Origin of the sequence: Paenibacillus sp. MMS20-IR301 (assembly GCF_032302195.1) — a bacterium.
Taxonomy (GTDB): domain Bacteria; phylum Bacillota; class Bacilli; order Paenibacillales; family Paenibacillaceae; genus Paenibacillus_AQ.
The window spans coordinates 3,478,625-3,501,305 of sequence record NZ_CP135275.1; the positions used below are offsets into that span (position 1 = coordinate 3,478,625).

General features: G+C 51.2%; 17 protein-coding genes and 1 riboswitch. Of the genes, 2 read left to right on the forward strand and 15 right to left on the reverse strand.

Annotated elements, in window-relative coordinates; all coding sequences use genetic code 11:
* Positions 1-117 precede the first annotated feature (117 nt).
* From LOS79_RS15145 to LOS79_RS15185, 9 genes are all read right to left on the reverse strand, one after another.
* Positions 118-1,779 (reverse strand): S1C family serine protease, encoded by a 1,662-nt coding sequence (locus LOS79_RS15145; RefSeq protein ID WP_315421243.1) that lies wholly within the window; start codon positions 1,777-1,779, stop codon positions 118-120.
* A gap of 224 nt (positions 1,780-2,003) precedes the next feature.
* Entirely contained in the window at positions 2,004-2,657 is a 654-nt protein-coding gene (locus LOS79_RS15150; protein ID WP_315421246.1) for a response regulator, read from the reverse strand.
* A 167-nt stretch (positions 2,658-2,824) separates the two neighbouring features.
* Entirely contained in the window at positions 2,825-3,919 is a 1,095-nt protein-coding gene (locus LOS79_RS15155; RefSeq protein ID WP_315421249.1) for a HAMP domain-containing sensor histidine kinase, read from the reverse strand.
* Complete coding sequence (gene liaF / locus LOS79_RS15160) at positions 3,920-4,999, reverse strand: cell wall-active antibiotics response protein LiaF (RefSeq protein ID WP_315421251.1); 1,080 nt, start codon at positions 4,997-4,999, stop codon at positions 3,920-3,922.
* A 235-nt stretch (positions 5,000-5,234) separates the two neighbouring features.
* Positions 5,235-5,372, reverse strand: coding sequence for a hypothetical protein (locus LOS79_RS15165; RefSeq protein WP_315421254.1), 138 nt, complete (start codon positions 5,370-5,372; stop codon positions 5,235-5,237).
* Positions 5,373-5,505: 133 nt separating this feature from the next.
* Complete coding sequence (locus LOS79_RS15170; protein ID WP_397386795.1) at positions 5,506-6,216, reverse strand: 3D domain-containing protein; 711 nt, start codon at positions 6,214-6,216, stop codon at positions 5,506-5,508.
* A 259-nt stretch (positions 6,217-6,475) separates the two neighbouring features.
* Positions 6,476-8,413, reverse strand: coding sequence for a threonine--tRNA ligase (thrS, locus tag LOS79_RS15175; protein ID WP_315421260.1), 1,938 nt, complete (start codon positions 8,411-8,413; stop codon positions 6,476-6,478).
* Positions 8,414-8,778: 365 nt separating this feature from the next.
* On the reverse strand, positions 8,779-8,955 hold the full coding sequence (locus tag LOS79_RS15180) for a type II toxin-antitoxin system antitoxin (protein ID WP_315421262.1): 177 nt from the start codon (positions 8,953-8,955) through the stop codon (positions 8,779-8,781).
* An 11-nt stretch (positions 8,956-8,966) separates the two neighbouring features.
* Positions 8,967-9,809, reverse strand: a complete 843-nt coding sequence (locus LOS79_RS15185; RefSeq protein WP_315421264.1) for an SPFH domain-containing protein — start codon at positions 9,807-9,809, stop codon at positions 8,967-8,969.
* 155 nt (positions 9,810-9,964) lie between these two features.
* Here LOS79_RS15185 and LOS79_RS15190 point away from each other — a divergent pair, with 155 nt between their 5' ends.
* Positions 9,965-10,147 carry a transcriptional regulator gene (locus LOS79_RS15190; RefSeq protein ID WP_315421266.1) on the forward strand — a complete coding sequence of 61 codons (183 nt, stop codon included), beginning with the start codon at positions 9,965-9,967 and terminating at the stop codon, positions 10,145-10,147.
* A 145-nt stretch (positions 10,148-10,292) separates the two neighbouring features.
* Here the strand turns inward: LOS79_RS15190 and LOS79_RS15195 are convergent, their stop codons facing one another.
* The 4 genes from LOS79_RS15195 to metA all read right to left on the reverse strand — a co-directional run bounded on the left by LOS79_RS15195 (position 10,293) and on the right by metA (position 18,654).
* Positions 10,293-14,690 carry a bifunctional 2',3'-cyclic-nucleotide 2'-phosphodiesterase/3'-nucleotidase gene (locus LOS79_RS15195; RefSeq protein ID WP_315421268.1) on the reverse strand — a complete coding sequence of 1,466 codons (4,398 nt, stop codon included), beginning with the start codon at positions 14,688-14,690 and terminating at the stop codon, positions 10,293-10,295.
* A 429-nt stretch (positions 14,691-15,119) separates the two neighbouring features.
* Complete coding sequence (gene mqnC / locus LOS79_RS15200; protein ID WP_315421270.1) at positions 15,120-16,256, reverse strand: cyclic dehypoxanthinyl futalosine synthase; 1,137 nt, start codon at positions 16,254-16,256, stop codon at positions 15,120-15,122.
* Positions 16,257-16,448: 192 nt separating this feature from the next.
* A complete protein-coding gene (locus LOS79_RS15205) occupies positions 16,449-17,615 on the reverse strand; it encodes a PLP-dependent transferase (RefSeq protein ID WP_315421272.1) in 1,167 nt (388 codons plus the stop codon).
* A gap of 121 nt (positions 17,616-17,736) precedes the next feature.
* Positions 17,737-18,654, reverse strand: a complete 918-nt coding sequence (gene metA, locus LOS79_RS15210; RefSeq protein WP_315421275.1) for a homoserine O-acetyltransferase MetA — start codon at positions 18,652-18,654, stop codon at positions 17,737-17,739.
* 127 nt (positions 18,655-18,781) lie between these two features.
* Positions 18,782-18,912, reverse strand: a riboswitch (SAM riboswitch).
* Positions 18,913-19,333: 421 nt separating this feature from the next.
* Here metA and corA point away from each other — a divergent pair.
* Positions 19,334-20,269, forward strand: a complete 936-nt coding sequence (corA, locus tag LOS79_RS15215; protein ID WP_315421278.1) for a magnesium/cobalt transporter CorA — start codon at positions 19,334-19,336, stop codon at positions 20,267-20,269.
* Between the two features lie 75 nt (positions 20,270-20,344).
* On the opposite strand, the gene LOS79_RS15220 is transcribed toward corA, so the two are convergent.
* Both LOS79_RS15220 and LOS79_RS15225 read right to left on the reverse strand, forming a co-directional pair.
* Positions 20,345-21,361, reverse strand: coding sequence for an HRDC domain-containing protein (locus tag LOS79_RS15220; RefSeq protein ID WP_315421280.1), 1,017 nt, complete (start codon positions 21,359-21,361; stop codon positions 20,345-20,347).
* Positions 21,362-21,582: 221 nt separating this feature from the next.
* Entirely contained in the window at positions 21,583-22,464 is an 882-nt protein-coding gene (locus LOS79_RS15225) for an ROK family protein (RefSeq protein WP_315421282.1), read from the reverse strand.
* Positions 22,465-22,681: the final 217 nt, after the last annotated feature.

The window sequence follows — 22,681 nt, forward strand, 5'->3', positions numbered from 1 at the left end:
ATTGTATAGTTCATATATCTCTATTGTATCAGATGAATCCCGCTCTCCGCATCCGCAGCAGGGCAGCAAAAACGGAAGGGTTTCCCCTTCCGCTGCGTTATTCACCGTCCGGCATGTTTATTGCTTCTGGGTTTGAGTAGTGTCAAAATCATTTTTGTTGCCGATGGTCACCGGAAGATCCAGCTTCTTGCCGTCACGTACTACATTCAGTGTAACCTGATCGCCAACCTTAAGGCTCTGGATGTAAGTAATCAGATCCTGGCTGGTTGCATAATTCGTACCGTTCACACCCGTAATGATGTCGTAAGGACGCAGGTCCGCAGTATAGGCTGGCGATTTGAAGACAATCTCGGCAACCACGGAGCCTTCCTTAATGTCAGTGCCCATTTGCTGGGCTACCTGATCGGTAATGGTCATCAGTGAAGCACCGATGAATGGTACCGGTTCTTTAGGAATTGCCTGGTTGGCTTCCAGCTTATCTACTACTTCCTTAATGGTATTGACTGCGATAGCAAAGCCGATACCCTGGGAATCCGTACTTACGGCTACATTCATTCCGATAACCTGGCCGTTCAGATTGAGCAGAGGTCCGCCCGAGTTCCCTGGGTTAATCGAAGCATCGGTCTGCAGCAGATTCTTGTAGTTTCGGGTACCGCTGCCGTCTTCTTCATTGATATCAATGCTGCGGCCTTTGGCGCTCAGTACCCCTGCCGTAACGGTGTGGTCAAAGCCCTGCGGATTACCGATAGCCACCACTTCAGAGCCTACCTTGATGCTGTCGGAATCACCAAGCGCTACTGTAGGGAAGTCGGCTCCTTCAATTTTGAGTACAGCCAGGTCCAGATCTTTGCTGGAACCGAGCAGCTTAGCTTCGTAAGGTTTAGTATTGCCGTCCACGGTAACCTGGATAACATCGGCGTTCTCCACAACGTGCTGGTTGGTCAAAATATAGCCGTTAGAATCATAGATGAAGCCGGTACCGATTCCGTATGGAGTAAGCTGGGAAGAACCGGAGTTGTTTGATTCGGACTGGGATTCTGAGTTAGAGCCGTTAGAGCCGGAAGAGCTGCCGCCGAACTGGTCTCCGAAGAAGAACTGGGAGAACGGGTCGCTCATATTCGGATTGCTGCTGCTTCTGCTGCTCGATTTGACCAGTGTCTCAATTTTGACAACGGCCGGTCCTACACCGTCTACTACGCTGGATACATCACCTGAGCCGGTAACAAGTGCGGCAGTAGAGGTTGAAGGTGTTATTGTCGCGCTGCCGTTAGCCGTCTTGGCTGCTGTATTCGAAGTGGCGACTGTTGCCGCCTGATCCCCTGTGAACCAGTTGCCCCGGTCCGCCATAACCATGGAACCCGACAAGACAATCATTCCGGCGAGAAAAGAGACCAGCACCGCCTTGACCGGCTTCTTCGGCTTGCGGTTATACTGCCAGCTGTTGTTCCCTTCAGGAGGGTTGCCGCCGCGTCCGCCGTTTCCGTCATAGCCTGTAGTGCGCAGCGAAGTGTTGTACGGCAGTGGCTTCACCGGCTGGGGAGGGGTAATCTCTACCCGGTCCGGCTCCCGGCGGTTATAATGCTGCCCGTCTGAATTCATTTCATCATTATTCATCGATTTGAAAGGACCGTAAGAGTAGTAGTACGAAGAGCCCGCCTCCGCATGCTCACTGCTGTCATTTGCGTTGCTGCTGGTGTTGCTATTATTGTCCCAATCCCGATCCGGTCCCGGTTCATTATCACGATTATAGTTGTTGTAGTTGTTTTTGTTATCGTCCATGTTTTTCTTTCCTCCCGCGCCTTGCCTTGTCCGGCAAAGTGTTATTTGTTTTCTTGTTCTTATTTTGTACTTTAAACCTTAAGGTCACATTAAAAACAATTTAAACGCAGATAAAAGATGTATAGATTTAGCATGTAGAATAAAACAAACCCCCGGCCAATTACCCGCCGGGGGTGATACATGACAGATTTATGAGATTGCCAATAGAAGACCGGTATGAACCGCTAGCCTTGAGCCCAGCCCTTCCGGTGGGCATAAATAGCCAGCTGGGTACGGTCATCGAGCTCGCACTTCATCAGCAGGTTGCTGACATGCGTCTTCACTGTCTTGATGCTGATATGCAGCTCTTCGCCGATATCCTTATTGGTTTTGCCCTCGGCGATCAGCAGCAGCACTTCCTTCTCCCGTTCGGTAAGGCCTGAGGAATCCCCCTGCACGGTCCGCTGGCGGATGCCGCGGGTTAATGCCTGCGAGACATCGCCGGTCATTACCGGCATGCCGCGGTAGGCGCCCTGCAGCGCGTAAATCAGTTCTTCCGCCGAAACGGTTTTGAGCACATAGCTTACGGCGCCGGCCTCAATGGCATCCACTACCAGGTCATCCTCCAGGAAACTGGTGAGGATCACTATTTTGAGGCCGGGGAATTCGGCCAGCACCGCACGTGTCGTTTCTGCCCCGTTCATGACCGGCATCATCAGATCCATCAGCACGAGATCCGGCAGCGCCTCCTGCCCCAGCCCGCGCAGCATCGCCAGCGCTTCATGGCCGTTGGCCGCTTCACCGATCACCTCAAACATCGGGTCCAGCATCAGATAGGTTTTGAGGCCCATCCGCACCATATCGTGATCATCTACAAGCAATACTCTAATGATACTCATGTTGCTTCCCCCTAAAGTTTTGATAGCATCTGCTTCCTGGCATCTTCTTCGCAAAACTCACTCCGGAAGCATACGCTAAAGTTTTGATAGCATCTGCATCCTGGCATCTTCTTCGCAAAACTCACTCCGGAAGCATACGCTAAAGTTTTGATAGCATCTGCATCCTATTATTCCTCATCCAAGTCTGTATCTGCGTCTGCACCGGTTTCAGGAGAACCGGAAACGGAATCAGCCGGCACCCGGCTGCCCTGCACAAACTTGGGAATATGTACGCGGATCGTCGTTCCCGCCCCCTTACGGCTGATAATTTCCACCTGGCCGCCGAGCTTTTCCGCACGTTCACGCATCGTGGTCAGACCGTAAGAGCCTTGCTTGTGCTGCACCTGCTCGAAGCCCTGCCCGTCGTCACTGATGCTTAGCACCACCTGCCGGGTGACTTCACGCAGCGACAGGCTGACCACCCGTGCTCCGGCATGCTTGACGATGTTCGCCATCGACTCCTGAATGATCAGGAACAGCTGATGCTCAATCGCTTCGGACAGCTCTCCCTGCAGCTCAAGCTCCTTTACCCCTTTAAGCCCGTTCTGGCGGCAGTAATCCGGGAACCATTTCTCCAGCGCCTCGAACAGATTCCTGCCCTCCAGCTCCACCGGCCGCAGCTGAGCAATCAGCGCGCGCATCTGCTTCTGTGCCATCTGGGACATACTGATCAGCTGGTCCATTACCGTCTGCCCATGCTCAGCACTCCGTTCAAGCACTTTAGGCAGCGAAGAGGCGGACATGTGAATGGCGAACAGCTGCTGGCTCACCGTATCATGCAGATCCCGGGCCATACGCCTCCGCTCTTCCAGTACCGCGCTTTCCGCTGCCTTTTCCTTCTCAATCACTTCCTGCTCGCCCAATTGCTGCAGAAGCTTCATCTTCTTCTCAACCGTATCCATCATCACATTGAACTCATGGTAGACCCGGGCGAAGGACTGGTCATCACTCTCCGGCATCCGCACAGACAGATTGCCTTTGGCTACCTGCAGCATATTCAGATCCAGGTGGTCAATCCGCCGCTGAATCCGTTGTCCGGCAATGTAGCCGATAATGACAGTAAAGAGGATGATGCCCAGACACAGATACAGCCACATTCTCGTATCCACCACCTGGATATAGCCCAGGCATGTCCCCGCATACATCAGCCCGGCAGTGACTCCCCCGCTAAGCAGAAAATACACCAGCAGCATCCATTTGGTATTGCTGAAGATCGTCCCCATTTAGCCCACCGTTTTAACTTTAATATCGCCGATGAAGGCACTGACGTTAATACGGACTTTTTTGCCCGCTTCCTTATAGTAGGGTGTCTTGCACTGGACATTGCTCATGAACCCGCTGCGCGACTGCTCCAGCACCTGCATATCGCCGATGAACGAGCTGCCGGTGACCGACACCCCAAGATCCATATCATCCGGAATGTACACCTTAATATCCCCGACAAAAGCGGAAATGTTAATCTTCGTTTCACCGTAAGGAATTTGCGCATTGGTCAAGTCCAGCACGGTGTCGCCGATAAACTGCGAAATATTCGTATGCTTTAATTGAAAATGCTCACGGCCCATATGCACATCACCGATAAAAGCCGAGCGGTTCGTCGTTTCTTTATCATGCGCGGTATCCTGAAACTCCTCATGCCACTCTCCGTGCCGGCGGGCATGTCGTTCCTGACGCTCCTGGCGTCTGCGGTCATGCCGCTCCTGCTTCTCCTGCCAGCGGGCATCTGCAGAAGAATAATCCCCGGGGCCATCCTCAGCCCCTGCATCATCTTTGTGCAGATAATCATTCCAGTTCCGCTCCCCGGAGCCCGAGGACTTGCCGAATTTCTGTTCAAACTGCTCATCCAGCGTGGACTCCAGCGGTGCAGGCGGCGGATCCAGCGGGCTGTTGCCTGGTCCGGGCGGATAGAAATTCGGCGGTGCAGGAGGCGCCGGAGGAACCGGAGGCGTATGGCTGCGCGGCTTGAAGATCACGGCCAGACCGCCGCCGATCAGCATTACCGGAATCAGCAGTTTGAAGAAATCACCAGAAGAGAATTCGAACCAGTCCAGATTCCGTCCCAGGAAAAATACACCGATCGCCAGGAAGAAAAATCCGCCCAGCGTCGCAGAAAATCTCGAACGCTCATCATCCGGCGACAGAAAACGCTTAAGCCCCAGTGCAATCAGAATAACCGGCCAATATGTGGATATCAGTGAACCCAGGCTGAAATCGGTGTAGCCCATCTGTCTGAGCAGAAACATGCCCCCGAGACCGATCAGAATCAGTCCGCCCAGCACCTGGCTGGTAAACCTTCGTTTCATATGTCCTTCCTCCTTGTAAATGATGTGAACTTGCTTCTTCACGCTTATAGACTTAGTCTACAACAAGATAGCTGTGCCGGACAGCGGCGTGAGAAGGAAACAGGCCTCGGTCCCGGGACCGATATGTATGGGATATTAAGGGAATTGTTCCCACATAAAAAAGCTGTCCTCCAGCCCGTATTTGGACCTGAGAGGACAGCTTTCTTAACAAAATTCCGGTATCACAGCACTACTGTTACTGCTGCGGTTTTTGTACCGGTTTGGAGAACGTGCTGCTCTTAGTAGTTGCACCGTCGTTCTCAACGGCAAACTCAGCATTGTATTTTTCATTTGGTGTTTTATAGTTTTCCTGAACCTTTGGTTTTTTAGCCACGGAATTGTTCACCTCCCTTATTATCAAGAAAGGCAAGTCGCTTGCCTCAGTCGATATTATGGGAAATGCCGTGCCGTCTTATGCATGCTTAAGTGAAAAAAAAATCAAACCTCCGGAAAAGCTGCCCGGTGCTCTAAATAACCTCGTCCAGCAGGTCTTGCGGCACTCCATTATAGGTCTGAATGGCCTGGCTAAGATTCTTCAGCATGCTCTCCGTACATTTTCCGGTGCCGCGTTTGATCAGATGAACAACCACGGTCTTCTTGCCCCATTCCTTATACACCTGCTTGGTAGTGCTGAAATATAAGTCGATCTTACGTCCTTTAATTGCTGAACCTGTATCAGCGACAACAGCATAGCCATAACCCGGTATATATAAAATACTTCCCAAAGGCAGAACTTTCGGGTCTGCAGCAATGGTCGACACCGTGTTCTTATCCCGGCGCACCTTGACACCCGAATACGTGATTCCATACTGCGGATGCTTCGCAGTCTTGCCTGTGGACTCGTAGCCGGCTGTGTACCCGGTCGCGGTTACTTTCATTGAAGTGATGATCTGCTCCGGCGCAGGTGCGGCTACCGGTACTGTGACCGGCTGCTTGGCTGCAGCTTTGGCTTTAGGTTTGACTGCCGGTGCCTCAGTTGGCTTAGGAGCCTTGAAGACTTCCGGCTGCCTTACTCTTGAAGAACCCCCCAGCAGAGATGCTGAACTGGTGTACTGACGCTGAACCTTTAACTTCGCGCTGTCTGCACTAAGCTGCCTTGCCGTGTCTTCCGCCGCTCTCGCCTGAGCTGACTTGTGCGTGTAATCCGGGTAGATCCCGGCCGCTGTCAGCAGCAGAATGATTGTGACGAAGAGACACCAAAACCTCTGGTATAAGCCCATTTTGTTCATTAGTTAAACCTCCCCCTATTAGCGAAGGTTTCCCGTTTCACAAAATTTTATACATGAAACCTGATAAATCAGGCTTCATGGGGCTTATAACAGAGGTTGCATGGAGCTGCTCCGGTTACGATTCAGGCCTGAGTTTCCCCCACAAAGTGAGGCTTTGGCTCCGAGGCTGATTCAGGTACTTTGCGGGGACCCCGAAATCTTAAACTGGCTAGATTACGCGGCCGGAAATTTCCTGTACAAGGGTTCCGATTACTTCCTGCAGCGGCTTAGCACCGATGTCGCCTTCCCCGCGCTTACGGACGGATACGCTGCCGGCATTCATTTCATTCTCGCCGACAACGAACATATACGGCAGTTTTTCCAGCTGGGCTTCACGGATTTTGTAGCCCATCTTCTCATTGCGCAGATCGACTTCAGCCCGGATGCCGTGCTTCAGCAGTTGAGCTTCTACATCCTTGGCATAATCATCAAACGCAGAGGAAACCGGGATGATCTTCACCTGCTGCGGCGACAGCCACAGCGGCAGTGATCCGGCAAAGTTCTCCAGCAGGAACGCTACGAAACGTTCCATTGTGCCGAGAATTCCGCGGTGCAGGACAACCGGGCGATGTTTGTTGCCGTCATCACCGACATACTCCAGCTCAAAGCGCTCAGGCAGCAGGAAGTCGATCTGGACAGTAGACAGTGTCTCTTCCTTACCCAGTACAGTCTTGATCTGGACATCCAGCTTCGGACCATAGAAGGCTGCTTCTCCCTCAGCTTCATAGAACGGCAGACCGGCTTCTTCGACAACCTCGCGCAGCATGCGCTGTGCAGTCTCCCACATTTCATCATTGGCATAATATTTCTCAGTATCCTTAGGATCCCGGTAGGACAGGCGGAAACGGTAATCCTCGATACCGAAGTCGCTATATACCTGCTTAATCAGCTCAAGCACGCGGATGAACTCGCTCTTGATCTGGTCCAGACGGCAGAAGATATGCGAGTCATTCAGGGTCATCGAACGCACGCGGTGCAGCCCTGTGAGTGCTCCGGACATTTCATAACGGTGCTGGATACCGAGCTCGGCGATACGGATCGGCAGATCACGGTAGCTGTGCATCGAGCTCTTGTAGATCATCATGTGATGCGGGCAGTTCATCGGACGGAGCACAAATTCTTCGTTATCAATTGTCATCTTAGGGAACATATCTTCCTGATAATGCTCCCAGTGACCTGAAGTTTTGTACAGCTCGACATTACCGAGCACCGGAGTATAGACATGCTGATATCCGAGGCTGGCTTCCAGGTCTACAATGTAACGCTCGAGAATACTGCGCAGCTTGGCACCCTTCGGCAGCCAGATCGGCAGTCCTTGTCCAACCAGCTGGTTGAACGTGAAGATTTCCAGCTCTTTACCCAGCTTCCGGTGGTCGCGCTTCTTCGCTTCCTCCAAGAGGCGCAGATGTTCATCCAGCTGGGCCTTCTTGATCCAGGCAGTACCGTATACACGCTGCAGCATCTTATTCTTGCTGTCTCCGCGCCAGTAAGCTCCTGCGACGTTCATCAGCTTGAATACTTTGATTTTGGAAGTTGAAGGAACATGGGGACCGCGGCAGAGATCGAAGAATTCACCCTGCTCGTAGATCGAAATTACGCTCTCTTCCGGCAGAGCCTCAATCAGCTCAAGCTTGTAAGGATCACCCAGCTCCCCGAAAATTTCCAGAGCCTCCTTGCGGCTTACCTCTTTGCGCACAATCGGCAGGTTCTCATTAATGATGCGCTCCATTTCCTTCTCGATCTTCAGCAGATCCTCCGGATTCAGCGGATGCTCCAGATCCATATCATAATAGAAGCCGTCCTCGATTACCGGACCTACACCCAGCTTCACTTCCTTCGCTCCGAACAGGCGTCTTGCTGCCTGGGCCATCAGATGGGCAGTGCTGTGGCGCATCACTTCCAGACCTTCCGGAGAATCGAGAGTCACAATCTCAATCAGCGCACCTTCTTCAAGCGGAGTTGAGAGGTCCACAACAATTCCATTAAGTTTACCTGCAGCGGCATTCTTGCGCAGCCCGCTGCTGATGGAAGCGGCCACATCGTCGATGCTGCTGCCATCCGCGTATTCCCGGACCGATCCGTCCGGAAGTTTGATATTTACTGACATTTTTCTTCCTCCTAAAAGTTTGTGCACACAAAAAACACCCGTCCCGCAAAGGGACGAGTGATTACACCCGTGGTTCCACCCAAATTCGATTCGTCCGTTAAGACAAGAATCCTTCGTCAGCATGGAGATAACGGCCATGAACCGGCGGCTCTTACTATCCCTGTACAAAGGGAGTTTCATAACCGCAGCTACAAAGGGGTAAATCGAAAGCCGGTACCGGAGGAAATTGCAGCCTGAAGTTTCCTCTCTCTGAAGCGGTCCAGAGCCTTGATCCATTTCTTTGTCGAAGCTGATAACTTGAATTACGGTAATTATAAATCGCAGCTTATCTTCCGTCAAGGGGGAGGAGCGTTGCCCTTACAGGCTTATTCCTCATCTTCCCGGCGTTTCTTACCCGGCAAGCGGCCTGCACGCTTCAAAGATTCACGCAGCAAGTATTCAATATGTCCGTTAACGCTGCGAAATTCTTCTCCCGCCCAACGCTCCAGTGCTTCGTGCAGCTCGGGATCGATCCGCAGCGGAAAGCTTTTTTTGGCCGCCATGATGAACCGCCTTAGTACAACGAGCCGGCGTTAATGACCGGGCTCGCGCCGCGCTCCGACACAATCGCTACCATCAGATTGTTGATCATCGCCGCTTTGCGTTCTTCATCCAGCTCTACTACACCGTTCTCTTTAAGCTGGCGGATCGCCATATCTACCATGCCAACGGCACCCTCAACAATGATCTGGCGGGCGGACAGAATGGCCGAAGCCTGCTGGCGCTGCAGCATCGTGCTGGCGATTTCAGTAGAGTAGGCCAGATGGGTTAGCCGTGCCTCAATAACCTCCACCCCGGACAAGGACAAGCGCTCCTGCAGCTCGGAAGCCAGCTCCTTGGCAATCTCATCGGCATTAGCCCGCAGGGACATGCCGGTCTCATTGAAATTATCGTAAGGGTATTTGCTGGCTACATGGCGTAGTGCTGTTTCACTCTGGATTTCGACGAAAGCCATATATTTATCTACATCAAACAGGGCTTTGGCTGAATTAATAACCTTGAAGACAATTACCGCAGCAATCTCAATCGGATTACCCTCCACATCATTAACCTTCAGCTTCACGCTGTTGAAGTTGCGGACCCTCAGCGAGACCGTCTTGCGGATACTGAACGGAATGACGGCAAACAGCCCGCTGGCGGCAATGGTGCCGACATATTGGCCGAAAAAGGTCACCACCACTGACTTATTAGGCTGGACAACGGTAATACTTGTGCAGAGAATGCCTGCTAACACAAACAGAGTAACCGGTACTGCCACATATTCCTGAACCGCACCATAAATTCCTCCCGCAATACAAATGGCAATCAGGGCTACGACCCAGAATCCGCTGACAGGATGCAACACTTTCTCCTTCATAAAAGCACCTCCATAAGATATGTATTTGATATAATTATGATATCACTTTTGGATGCAACTGTAAACTATGTTCGCTGTAAAATATCACTGCAACCCTGCATCCATTCTCATATAATACAGCTAAGAAAATATCAAAATTGAAGGAAGTGTTACTAGTGAGTGTAAAAGACCAGGTATTTGAGATCATTAAGGCTTCAGCAACACCTGTTACTGCCGGTGAGGTAGAGAAGCTCTCCGGACTGGAGCGCAAAGCCGTCGATAAAGCGTTCACCGAGCTGAAGAAAGACAACGCGATTGTTTCCCCGGTCCGCTGCAAATGGGAAGCTGCCGTCAAGTAACTGGGCCCTGCTGCCCCGGGCCGGACAAGCCCCGTAGCTTGAGCAGTTATTCGAGTGCCTGACGAGTGCAGGTACAGTCTATAAGCGAAAGAGCCCGTGCACAATGTGCACGGGCTCTTCTTTGTTCGGTATATCTAGTTTAAATTTAGGAAGCCTTGTTCTCCAGCATACGGTAGATGATTACCGCTGCCTGAGCACGGTTTGCAATGCCTTTAGGAGCAAATTTCTGAGCATCTACACCATTTACGATTCCGAGCTTAGTCAATTGCGCGATCGGCTGCTGTGCATAAGATGCAATCTTCGCCTTGTCTGTAAAGACATTCAGAGCCGAAGTATCTACAGTCTGCAGCTGATCCTTAAGGGCGTTAGCGATCATAATCGCCATTTCTTCACGGGTAATCTCCCGGCCCGGTTCAAATTTACCGTTGCCCGTTCCTTTTACCAGACCCGCATTAACCGCAGCAGCGATAGTATCCGTGTACCAGACACCTTGTTTCACATCGCTGAAGTTAGTTGTAGCCGCAGTATTGGTCAAATCAAGTGAACGAACGAGCATTGTTACGAATTCTGCGCGGGTAACACTCTTCACTGGCGCGAAGTTTGTACCATCAATCCCTTTTACAATACCTTTAGCTGCAAGTGCATTGATAGCTTCCTGCGCCCAAGCTACTTTAGCCAGATCTTTGAATACAGCAGCAGGTGCAGCTGTAGGTACAGGAGCTGGTGTAGCTGCCGGTGCCGGAGTAGCGGATGCTGCCGGGCTTGGTGAAGCTGTTGGTGTTGCAGAAGGCTTAGGTGTTGCCGGAGTAGTGGAGCCTAGGCTTGAACCCGGATCTTTATCCACGTTAGTAATGCGGCCTTCGATTGGAGCTGTAATAGCGCCGCCTTTGAATTTCTTCACAATGTAGTCATAGAATACATCCAGATCGATTGGTCCGGCCAGCGACTTGCTTGCCAGAGGCAATACTTTATAATTGTCGCCGCCTGCAGCCATGAAGTTGTTGACTACAGCTGTATAGCTCTTGTTCATTTCGATTGGTGTTCCGTCTGTTTTGGTCAGGTTTGCTACACGGCTGGCAACCGGCAGATACATATTAGCTGTGTATTTCAGACCGGAAATTTGCAGCGTCTTGATATCTGCAGTTCCGTCAGCTTTAACCGCCCATTGCTGTTGCAGCAGGGTTTTAATCTGTTCACCGGTAAGCGTCAGCTTCACCAGCGTATTGCCGAATGGCTGAATTTTGGCCAGATCACCAAAGGATACATTGCCTTTTGGAAGATCGGCACGGATACCGCCCGGATTCATGAAGGCGAAATCCGCAGGACCGGCAGCTCCGTCTTTGAAATCAGCCTGACGCATAGCATCAGCAATCAGGTTACCCAGAGGAGCTTCCTTCAGGTACACATCTGTACGGGTAACTGTTCCATCTGTAGTACCTACAGGTCTGGACAGCTCAGGATGCAGGGCAAGATAATGATCAACAAGTGCTTTTGTTTCAGCATCCTCTTTAACATTTTCCTGGAAAGTAGTGATTACTTCAGCAGATTTGCTCTTCACTTTGCCAGTCTCCGGATCGATAACCAAACGGATATCCTCATAGGCTGTACCATAAGAATAAGCTTGAACTACCAGCTTGCCATTCACAATATCATTAGCAAATGCGTGGTTGTCACCGGCTACGATTACGTCCACTGGAGAATTGGCAGGAAGGGCATTGGCCAAATCTACAGCTTCACCTGTTGATACATTTTTCTTCGTTGCCGCATCAACCTTCGTGGTTGCCGGATCATGGGCAAGAACAATGATTGTGTTAACACCTTTGCTTTTCAGTTCTGCAGCATACTTCTCGATTGCTGCAACTTCTTCTTCAGCGCTCAGGAATTTCACGCCTGCTGTTCCGGCCGGGGATACCTTGCTAGGAGTTGCCTTGGTAACTACCCCGATGAACCCGATCTTAACGCCGCCGATTTCTTTGATTGTGTAAGGCTTGATCAGCGGTTCACCAGTCTTGATGTCGATTGCATTCGCATTGATGTAATCAAAGTTCATAGGTGCATGGACAATGTTTTTGTTAACAGGGTCAACACCGCCAAAAATTTGTGCTTTGAGTGCTTCAACACCCTGGTCGAATTCGTGGTTACCCAAAGTTCCCACATCGAATTTCATCATATTCAGCCATTCAAGCGTCGGTTTGTCGCGTTCCATGGAGGATACCGGAGCAGAAGCACCGACAGAGTCCCCGTTATGAACAAGCAGGGTATTATCGTATTTCGCACGGGCGTTCTTCAAGTAGGTTGCCAGAATTGCAGCAGTACCTACAGGCTTGCTCTCGGTACCAACGGTTACAAAGGAGGTTGTATCCAGTTGTCCGTGAAGGTCGTTGATGCCCAGCAAGTGGACTTTCACGCTTCCGCTCAAGTCAATATTGTAAATTTCAAACCCTTTGCTGTCCTGCTTACCTGTATCGGTAATATTCTCATGCTTAGGCAGTACGTTCTTCGCTCTTGGGGACGAAGGGAATGTCAGGTTAACATCGCCTTTGATTGAAGCAAGCGACCAGTTGTTATCTGCCGGCTGATTAACGGTCCCCGCTTCCACGATATAATCCATCAGCACCTGGCGGTTCTCTTCAAGAGTATCAAGAACCATAGTGACGCCTTCGAGTCCAGCCTTGACACCCGGGAAGTTCCCGCCGCCGCTGGCACGGTAGTTATTCGTAACCACGATGAATTCATCATTCAAGTTAAGCGGGTGGTTATTATAAGTGATCGAAGTAACACGCTCGGAATTCAAGTTGTTAGGTGTGCCGTCAACATTGTATCTGGCATCCTTCGTTACATCAATCGTATATTCAATACCGTCAATGACATCGAAATTAAATACGGAGAATTTAGAGTTAAGCAGTTCCTGTGTATCCGTAACCGCCGGATTGATCTTATTGAATGCACCTGCACTCATCTCTACCCACTCTTTTACTGTGGAGCCTTTGATCTTGATAGCCTTAAGTGTATTGTCATACAGGTACAGGTCGCTGGCACTGCGGATCGTCAGGTCGCCTGCGTCAATCTCTGTATATTCATCAGGGCCGTTGCGTCCAGCCTTGAACGGTGCGCCAACACTCAGAATCGGCAGCCCTTTGTACTCAGCGAGAGCCGGGTCTGTATTAATCCGGTTCTCTACATAACTCTTCTGGGCATAGGTTACGATCTGAACGGTCGGATCATCCTGCACCATTGCGAAGAAGCTGTTCATCGGTACATTCGTTTTGCCCAGTGGTGTATTAACATAATTAATCGTAGCAGCGTGAGCTGCGCTTACAGCAGCATCCACTGCTGCATCCGGTTCAACATTAGCGATATTAACTTTAGTTCCTTTAGCATCAACTTCTGTTTTGTAGATCGAACTGGTCGAGGACTGGGAATTTGTCTTATCAACCATCCAGCCGCCGTCGCCGTCCGAAACGATCGCCAGGTCAATCAGACCCAGGTTGGCACCGCCGAAGCCGGCTTGAACTGCTGGAACATTATTAATCTGGCCCTTGTCATTATCAATGCCCGGCAGTGCAGCTTTGCCGTCAGCAGTCTTGAATGATGCATCCAAAGCGCTCAGACTCGCCGCCGGGAATACTTTGTGGGTGTGGGAGAAAGTAATGGCATCGATTCCAGGAACTTTGCTGAGCTGGCTGATGTCATTCTCAGCATTCCGCCCGGTTGCCGTAGCGTCATATCCGGTATGTGCCATAGCTACGATAATGTCCGCACCTGCATCTTTCATCTGAGGAATGAATTCGGCGGCTGTTTCGGAGATATCCTTAGCGATGACTTTTCCTTCAAGATTAGCTTTGTCCCAATCCATGATCTGCGGAGTTACGAGACCAATCAGACCTACATTAATGGTATGTTCAACATTATTGCTGTCTAACACTTTCTTTTTTATGATTGTGTATGGCTGGAAGTAGTTAACATCGTTGGTGTCATCATCATCATGATCATCGACATACACGTTTGCATTAATGAAAGGGATGCTAGTGTGCTTATAGGTAGCCGAAGTAGCGGAAGTGATGCTTTCCAGATAAGGCAGCCCGTAGTTGAATTCATGATTGCCGAAGGTTCCTGCATCATACTTCATCGTGTTCATCGCATCAATCATCGGATGAATTTGATCGAGTTCCCCTGCCGGATTTTTCTGTAGTGACATATATGTTCCCAGCGGAGTTCCCTGAATCAGGTCACCATTGTCGAGCAGAAGGTTGTTTATCCCTTTGTCCTCTGCACGGGCATTCTTCACCAATGTTGCAGTCCGGTCCAGTCCCACTGTCAATGATTCTTTGTCCTTGAAGTAGTCCCAGCCCATTACGTTGGTATGTACATCTGTAGTACTCATTAGCCGCAGGTTGATTGCACCCGGTGCTGGTGCAGGATCAGCTTTAGCCGTTCCGCCTCCCAGCACTGAACCAACAGCGGCTCCGCCTAATACCTGTGCCGTAACGACAGCGGTAGCTAGGGCTGAAGCGATCGGTTTGTTCCAACGCTTTTGTCTCATAAATCGTTAACCCTCCCAGATAATCTCATTAAACTGACCGTCACAGCGTACCACAACTCTATTAGTCTATCTATCAGATTGGGTTAACTGGATTAGCAGTTTGTGTTAATTATACACTGGATAATTAATGAATTGTAAAAAAATACTTCCGCATTTTTTTCACTCTGATTTCAGGCACTACATATTTCTTCTCAATCTGCCTAAAATATCATGTACACACCGCTGATGTAATCCCTTTTGTGGCCTCCTGCTGTTTGCCGTCAAGACATCCTTTTACATTATTTTTATACCGCCAAAATATTTACACAGGAAAAATATAAAAAACGCCTATCTATTACCCTCCCTTTACCGGGGACGATGATAGATAAGCGTTATTTGTGCTGCTAAAGAGTACAGGGGCTGACACTTAACCGGGCGCCGCCCTGCCCTCTAGTTCTGCATGATGAAATCATTATCAATCTTGGCGCTGGCGTCCTCGAACGTGCGCAGGATGTCGTAGCGCGTGTTGCGCTGTGCCGGAATCTTCCCGGCTTCGCGGATCAGCTGGGTGATCGACTCGATGTTGACCTTGTAGGTAGCGCCTGCCGAGGAAACTACGTTCTCCTCAATCATCGTGCTGCCAAAGTCATTACAGCCGTATTGCAGGGACAGCTTGCCGACCTCCGGCCCCATTGTAACCCAAGAGGACTGGAAGTTCTTGATGTTATCCAGCACGAGGCGGCTGATGGCTACGGTCTTCAGATACTCTTCCGGAGTCTGGCGGTCCAGCTTCAGGTTCGTATTATCCGGCTGGAAGGTCCAGGAGATAAAGGCCAGGAAGCCTTCAGAATCATATTTGTTCGCAATGCATTCATCCTGGGCTTCACGGACACGCAGCAGATGCAGCGCCCGCTCTTCCATACTCTCGCCGAGGCCGATTACCATGGTGGCTGTAGTATTCATACCGATACGGTGCGCGGTCTGCATCACATCCATCCATTCACGCCACGAGCCTTTAAGCCGGCTAATCTTCCGGCGTGTACGGTCGTCAAGAATCTCAGCTCCCCCGCCCGGCAGGGAGTCAAGGCCGGCGGCATGAATCTCACGCATTACCTGCTCCAGCGGCAGGCCGGATACCTCGACCATCTTCATAATCTCTGCCGGTGAGAAGGAGTGCATCGTAATCTCAGGGAAGCGCTGCTTAATGCCGCGCAGGATATCCGTATAGTAGCTGAACGGCAAATTCGGATTCGTTCCGCCCTGCATCAGAATCTCTGTCCCGTTCACACTGATCGTCTCGGCAATCTTCTGATAGATCGTATCGTCAGGAAGCACATAACCTTCCTCCGAGCCGGGTCTGCGGTAAAATGCACAGAAGCGGCAGTATACATCACAAACATTAGTGTAGTTAATATTGCGGCCGATCACGAATGTGGCCAGCGGGTCCGGATGCCAGCGCTTCATAATAATATCTGCGGCAGCGCCCATTTTCTCAATTTCATTGCTCTCGAATAATGTGATCGTGTCTTCTAATTGCAGACGTTCACCCTTAAGTGTCTTATCCAGAATAAGATCAATCGCACTCACTGTTCGCGGCCTCCTCTTAATTCTATGAAGTATAGTCAGATGAATTTAAATTTTAATATAAACAAACCCGTTCCCCCATCGTATCACAATTGGGTGAGCTTGAAAAACCTTTCGCAAAGAAAACAGCAGCACCTTGTTGGCGCTGCCGTTCATTATTATGCTCTCCTCTTGAAATTCCTGTCCGGCAAGCGCCTACTCCAGCTCCACCCGCGCCGCCTCAAGCGCCTGTGCAAGATCATTAATCAGATCATCTACATGCTCGATCCCGACAGAGAAACGCAGCAGACGGTCATCGACGCCAACGGCATCGCGGATCTCCACCGGAATATCGGCATGGGTCTGCACAGCCGGATAAGTCATAAGCGACTCGACACCGCCCAGGCTCTCGGCAAAAGCAATCAGGCGGATATGGCGGAGCAGCGGCTCCACATATCTGGCATCCTTAACTTTGAAGGAGAAGATTCCGGTGTTGCCGGAGGATTGGCGGTTCTGGATTTCATACCCCGGATGATCGGGCAGGCCCGGGTGGAACACCTCGGCAACCGCCGGATGCTCCAGCAGATACCGGGCAATAGCCAGTGCATTGCTCTCATGCCGCTCCATGCGCAGGGCAAGTGTCTTCATGCCCTTCATCAGCTGGTAGCTGTCATTTGGTGCAAGTACAGCGCCCAGCGAGTTATGCAGGATAGCCATTTCTGCTGACAGCTCCGCGCCTTTGGTCACAATAAGTCCGGCAAGCACGTCATTATGTCCGCCCAGATATTTGGTCGCACTATGTACGATAATGTCTGCCCCAAGCTCAATCGGACGCTGGAAGAACGGGGTTAGCAGCGTGTTGTCGACAATAGTCAGCAGCCCGTGCGTGCGGGCCCATGTACACACCGCTTCGACATCTGTAATCATCATCAGCGGATTGGTCGGCGTCTCAATAAACACAGCTTTGGTGCCCGGCTGGCGGGCAGCCTCCAGGCCCTCCAGGTCATTCGTATCCACATAGGAGGCGCTGATGCCGTATTTGGAGAGAATCCGTTCAAGCAGACGGTAAGTTCCGCCGTACAGGTCCAGCGATACCACGAGATGGTCGCCTTGTCCGAACAGGGCGAATACTGTAGTCAGGGCAGCCATCCCGGAGGCACAGGCAAAGCCGGCATCGCCGGATTCCAGTGCGGCAGCCGCGTCTTCGAGTACGGTGCGGGTAGGATTTTTGGTGCGGATATAGTCAAAGCCTGTGCTCTGACCGAGTCTCGGGTGACGGAAAGCCGTCGCATTATATATCGGGTAATTAACCGCCCCCGTTGCCGGGTCCTCAAGTGAACCAATCTGTGCCAGTCTGCTCTCAATCTTCAGTTTCTCGTCCATTCCCATTGCCTCCTAAAAGTTTGTTAGCATTTGCTTCCCTGAATTTCTTCGTACAAACTAGCTTCGGAAGCATCAGCTATGTGTAGTGCGCTTTTACTTTGCTTCTATATAAATAATTGTGTTAAATAAACGCTCCGATATCGTAAGGTGTCTCCTGGTATACATAGTAATTGAGCCAGTTAGAGAATAATAAGTTGGCATGGGCGCGCCAAACGGCCGGCGGTGTACGGGTAGGATCATCTTTTGGATAATAGTGCTTCGGAATTTCAATATCCATGCCTTTGGCGATATCCCGGTCATACTCCCATTTCAAAGAGAACGGATCATATTCCGAATGCCCGGTGACAAAAATCTGCTTCCCCTCATATGCCGACACCAGATACACTCCGGCTTCTTCCGATTCGGCAAGAATCTGCAGATCCGGATGATTCTCAATATCCTCCCGGGATACATCAGTGTGGCGGGAATGCGGCACATGGAACACCTCATCGAAGCCGCGCAGCAGCTTGACATTATTATGGCTCAGCGTGTGCGGAAAAACTCCAAAGCATTTGTCCGGCAGGCTCACCTTGCGAACACCGAAATGATGATACAGTCCTGCTTGTGCCGCCCAACAGATGTGCATGGTCGAAGTTACATTCTGCTTGCTCCATTCAAAAATAACTTTCAGCTCTTCCCAGTAGTTGACATCCTCGAACTCCATCTGTTCTACGGGAGCGCCGGTAACGATCAGGCCGTCGAACCGGCGGTGGCTGATCTCATCGAAGGTTTTATAAAAGCTCTTCAGATGCTCTGCAGAGGTATTCTTCGAGGTATGGGAGCTGGGATGCAGCAGAACCACATCCACCTGAAGCGGCGAGTTTCCGATCAGGCGCAGCAGCTGCGTCTCGGTCGTTTCCTTGGTCGGCATCAGATTTAGAATAGCGATCCGCAGAGGACGGATATCCTGATGAAAGGCGTGGCTCTCATCCATTACAAAAATATTCTCACCGGATAATACTTCTTTGGCCGGCAGACTGTCGGGAATTTTAATTGGCATTGCTGTGTCCACTCCTTAACTGAATTTAGATTCCGCCTGGGCGTGCTCTATCATGTGTGGTGAAAAGAGTACGAAAAAAAACCTTTCTCAGGCGAGAAAGGTCATATATCTGCAGTCATATGCGCCTCTCTCATCTGCCAGAGAACTTCCGCCGGACGTATACGTCCTGCCGAGCTTCCGCAAGATTTAGCACCGTGCGTAGATACGCCGGTTGCCGGGTTTCATCGGGCTAGTCCCTCCACCTGCTCTTGATAAGATTTAGCTGTATTCAGTTGGGTACCACCGGTGGTTCCTCAGAACTTTTGCTTAAAATTCACTTTAAATCATGAACCTCCTTTTCGTCAAGTCCATACAATGCTAAGGGGCCTATATTATGAAAAGAATTTCTCTTGAAAGAGGCATACCCCGGCGTTATACTAGACAAGTGTTTCAACCATAAACGGCGAAAAGAAGAGGTGAGAGAAGAATGGAAGGCGACCCGGGCTCGCGAATAGGCACGCAGAAAGAACAACCACACAGGATTAACATCAGCTTGCCGGCGGCGGGGGCAGTTCTTCTTCATGCTCTCCGTACGTCTTTTGGCCTTCGTCAGTGATTGTACCGCCGGCCAAGCTGATTTTTTCCCTGTGCTTTAATTAGCATATCCCTGGAGAAGACAGGGACAGAAGGAGTGAATCAGATGAAAATCCGGCTGGTGAACGCAGGAATTTTTACGACAATTGACAATATTGAAGAAACACTTACAGCCCCTGCAGAGGGGTTCTACTGGATTGATGCCGATGTTGAGGATCTTGTGGAGCTTCAGCCTTTGTACAATCTGCATGATCTGGCTGTCGAGGACTGCCTCAGTGAAGAGGATCAGCGCCCGAAGCTGGAGATCTATGAGAGCCATTATTTCATTGTAGTCAACAGCATCCGGTTTGATGACGAGGAAATATTCCTCCGCGCCCTTAACGTATTCCTGGGCAGACATTTCATCATTACGGTGACCAAGCAGAAGATCCATGAGCTGCGCGTCCTGAAGCCCATCCTGTGGGAGCAGGAGGTCAGTGAGCCTGACCGTTTCCTGTACCTGTTAATCGACCTTGTCGTTGACAACTTCTTCTCCGTCGGTGACCGGATCGAAGCGCGGATTGAGAAGCTGGAGGAAGATATCCTCATGCACACCAAGAAATCGCATCTCAGCGAAATCATCGGTCTGCGCAGTGAAATTCTCTGGCTGAAGAAAATGCTCGGACCGCAGAAGGAAGTTATCAACACGCTGAACAAGAAGGATCTCCGCCTGATCGACGATCAGCTGCAGAAGTATTTCAGTGATATTTATGAGAATGCGGTGAAAATTTCGGAAACCTTCGAAACCTACCGCGATCTGATGGGCAACTTACGGGAAGCTTATCAGTCCAGTATCGCCAACCGCGCCAACGAAATCATGCGGGTATTTACAGCAATTACTACAATATTCATGCCGCTGACCGTGATTACAGGGATCTACGGTATGAACTTTGATAATATTCCCGAGACCCATTCCCAGTACGGCTACTACGGAGTTATTGCCGTCATGGTAACACTCGGCTGCGGAATGCTGGTAGTTTTCCGCAAGAAGGAATGGCTATGAACCATACCGGACGAATACGCAGGACGAAGGCGCCGCTAACCCACGGGTAGAGGAAGCCTTCGTCTTTTTGATTGTCTACAGATTTGTAGCCAGCCCCAGCTTCACCGGCTGCTCCCGCCGGAAGCGGAGCCGGATCAGCCGCAGGCGCTCATAGTACATATCGAGTCCTTCAGCGGGTGCGAAATCCTCTCCGTATGCTTTGTAGAGCACCGGCTTCAGGAAGGTATCACCCATCAGTTCATAGGCCGTCCATATATTATTCTGTTCCAGCGGACTAACCTCGCTCAGTTCAAATGTGATCAGCTTCTCCACCGAATATCCGTCCTTCTCCAGTTCCTCGGCTGCCTCCAGAATCTCGCGCCGGGAAATTCCGCTCAGCGCCCGGATCTGCTCCATGCCTTGTCCGGCCTCAATGGCCTGAAGCAGAACACGCCGCAGCCGCAGCCGCTCCAGCTGCTTCTTGTACTTCAGCTCCTTCTGCTTGTACAGCCAGGAGACAAAGCCCTCCTCGTCAATAGCTTCATTCACCCAAGAGAGCGGAAAGGAATGCGCCCGCTGGATACCTGAGGTAATCTGCAGCCAATCCGCACCATACTGTGACGCTTTGCCCTCGCCGACCCCGGGAATTTGCAGCAGCTCTTCGGTTGTATGCGGGAGAAAGGCGCTGATCATCCGCAACAGACGGTTGCTCGCAAGCACATAAGGCGCTTTACGCTCACTGGAGGCTTTGCCTCTGCGCCAGGAGCACAGCTCATCATAAACCGCATCCGCTGCGTGCTGCTCACTGTAATACTGCAGCTTAAGCTGCTCCTGGCTGCGCCCGCCCAGATGCTCCTCCTCATGGAACACTCCATCGATCAGCGGACGGTAGCCTTCCCCCATCTTCACCGCAAGCTCATGCCGGTACACACACAGCATTTCATTCCATGAGCTGCCTTCATACCACAGGCTGTCCCCCATCTCCTGTGCTCCGGAGAAATCCCGCCAGCCCAGGCGCCACACGCCCTCCTCTTCACCAATCCATAGCTGGGCGAAGACCTCCCGGTCCACCTCTGACAATCTGGACAAACGGTTCATGAATACGATCTGCATAAGAATCCCTACCTTCCTCGTCTTACAGCAAGCATGCTCCCGCGTCTGGCCGGAATCCTTCCTCCCAGGTCATCCGGGTAACCGCTGAGACCTCCCGGACGCACAAAAGCACCTCTCCCACGATAATCGTGAAAGAGGTGCTTCCTCGTAAATGCTATACTGTTAAAACCTAGGATACCATATATTGCGCAACAGTCAATGCCTTTTTGCAGCAGCGGCTGTTATTCCGCTTCAAGCGCCAGTCTGGCCAATCCAAGTGCCCCTGCCAGCCCGGCATTATCCCCAAGCTTCGGCGGAACGATATAGCTGCCGATATTGTCATTCAGCGCCGGATGCTGCACATAGCCGGCTAAGAGTTCCTGCAGCTTGGTGTGAATCAGCGGGAACAGCTGACTCTGCTTCATCACTCCGCCGCCCATCACAATCTTCTGCGGTGAAAGGATCAGCACATAGTTCATCAGCGCGTGGGCCAGATAATGGGCTTCCATCTCCCAGGCGGGATGATCCGCAGGCAGCTCACCGGCCGGCCGGCCCCAGCGCTTACCGATTGCCGGACCTGCCGCCAGGCCTTCCAGGCAATCGGCATGATACGGGCAGAAGCCTGCAAAGTCATCCTCAGGATGACGGCGGACGAGAATATGTCCCATCTCCGGATGGGACAGCCCGTGAATCAGCCTGCCGCCAACCACGGCACCGGCACCGATGCCTGTCCCCACTGTGATGTAGAGGCAGCTGTCCAGCCCCGCGGCCGCGCCCCAGGTGTACTCGCCCAGGGCGGCACCGTTCACATCTGTATCGAACCCGATGGGAACATTGAACTGCTCCGCAACTGCCCCAACCAGATTGAACCCGCCCCAATGCGGCTTCGGAGTGGTTGTAATATATCCATATGTAGTACTGCCGATTACCGGATCAATCGGTCCGAAGGAACCGATTCCGATAGCTTCGGCCCCTTTACGGGAGAAATAATCCAGTACTTGTCCCATGGTCTCTTGAGGTGTAGTGGTCGGAAAGCTCACCCGGTCGAGAATCGTCCCGTCCTCATTTCCGATGCCGCATACAAACTTTGTTCCCCCTGCTTCAATCGCTCCGAGCAATTTCACTGCAGTGTTCCCCCTTCCTGAAAATAAAATCTGTCATCCGTTCGCTGACAAGCCAAGCCGTCCGCCAGCCTGCGGCACAATAAAGCGCTCTCTTATTTTATATTATATGTGGCCTGCCAGGGGGGTGGCAAGCGGTTGACATACATCGTGCAGCTTAGTACCGGTTACCATACTCTCTCCGGTTCAAATATAACCCAATGCTGACCCTTATGGACAC

What these genes read in the sequence shown, in the direction of transcription:
- LOS79_RS15145 (WP_315421243.1), bottom strand. Translation starts at nt 1,779, where the DNA reads ATGGACGATAACAAAAACAACTACAACAACTATAATCGTGATAATGAA.
- LOS79_RS15150 (WP_315421246.1), bottom strand. Translation starts at nt 2,657, where the DNA reads ATGAGTATCATTAGAGTATTGCTTGTAGATGATCACGATATGGTGCGG.
- LOS79_RS15155 (WP_315421249.1), bottom strand. Translation starts at nt 3,919, where the DNA reads ATGGGGACGATCTTCAGCAATACCAAATGGATGCTGCTGGTGTATTTT.
- liaF (WP_315421251.1), bottom strand. Translation starts at nt 4,999, where the DNA reads ATGAAACGAAGGTTTACCAGCCAGGTGCTGGGCGGACTGATTCTGATC.
- thrS (WP_315421260.1), bottom strand. Translation starts at nt 8,413, where the DNA reads ATGTCAGTAAATATCAAACTTCCGGACGGATCGGTCCGGGAATACGCG.
- LOS79_RS15180 (WP_315421262.1), bottom strand. Translation starts at nt 8,955, where the DNA reads ATGGCGGCCAAAAAAAGCTTTCCGCTGCGGATCGATCCCGAGCTGCAC.
- LOS79_RS15185 (WP_315421264.1), bottom strand. Translation starts at nt 9,809, where the DNA reads ATGAAGGAGAAAGTGTTGCATCCTGTCAGCGGATTCTGGGTCGTAGCC.
- LOS79_RS15195 (WP_315421268.1), bottom strand. Translation starts at nt 14,690, where the DNA reads ATGAGACAAAAGCGTTGGAACAAACCGATCGCTTCAGCCCTAGCTACC.
- LOS79_RS15205 (WP_315421272.1), bottom strand. Translation starts at nt 17,615, where the DNA reads ATGGACGAGAAACTGAAGATTGAGAGCAGACTGGCACAGATTGGTTCA.
- metA (WP_315421275.1), bottom strand. Translation starts at nt 18,654, where the DNA reads ATGCCAATTAAAATTCCCGACAGTCTGCCGGCCAAAGAAGTATTATCC.
- corA (WP_315421278.1), top strand. Translation starts at nt 19,334, where the DNA reads ATGAAAATCCGGCTGGTGAACGCAGGAATTTTTACGACAATTGACAAT.
- LOS79_RS15220 (WP_315421280.1), bottom strand. Translation starts at nt 21,361, where the DNA reads ATGCAGATCGTATTCATGAACCGTTTGTCCAGATTGTCAGAGGTGGAC.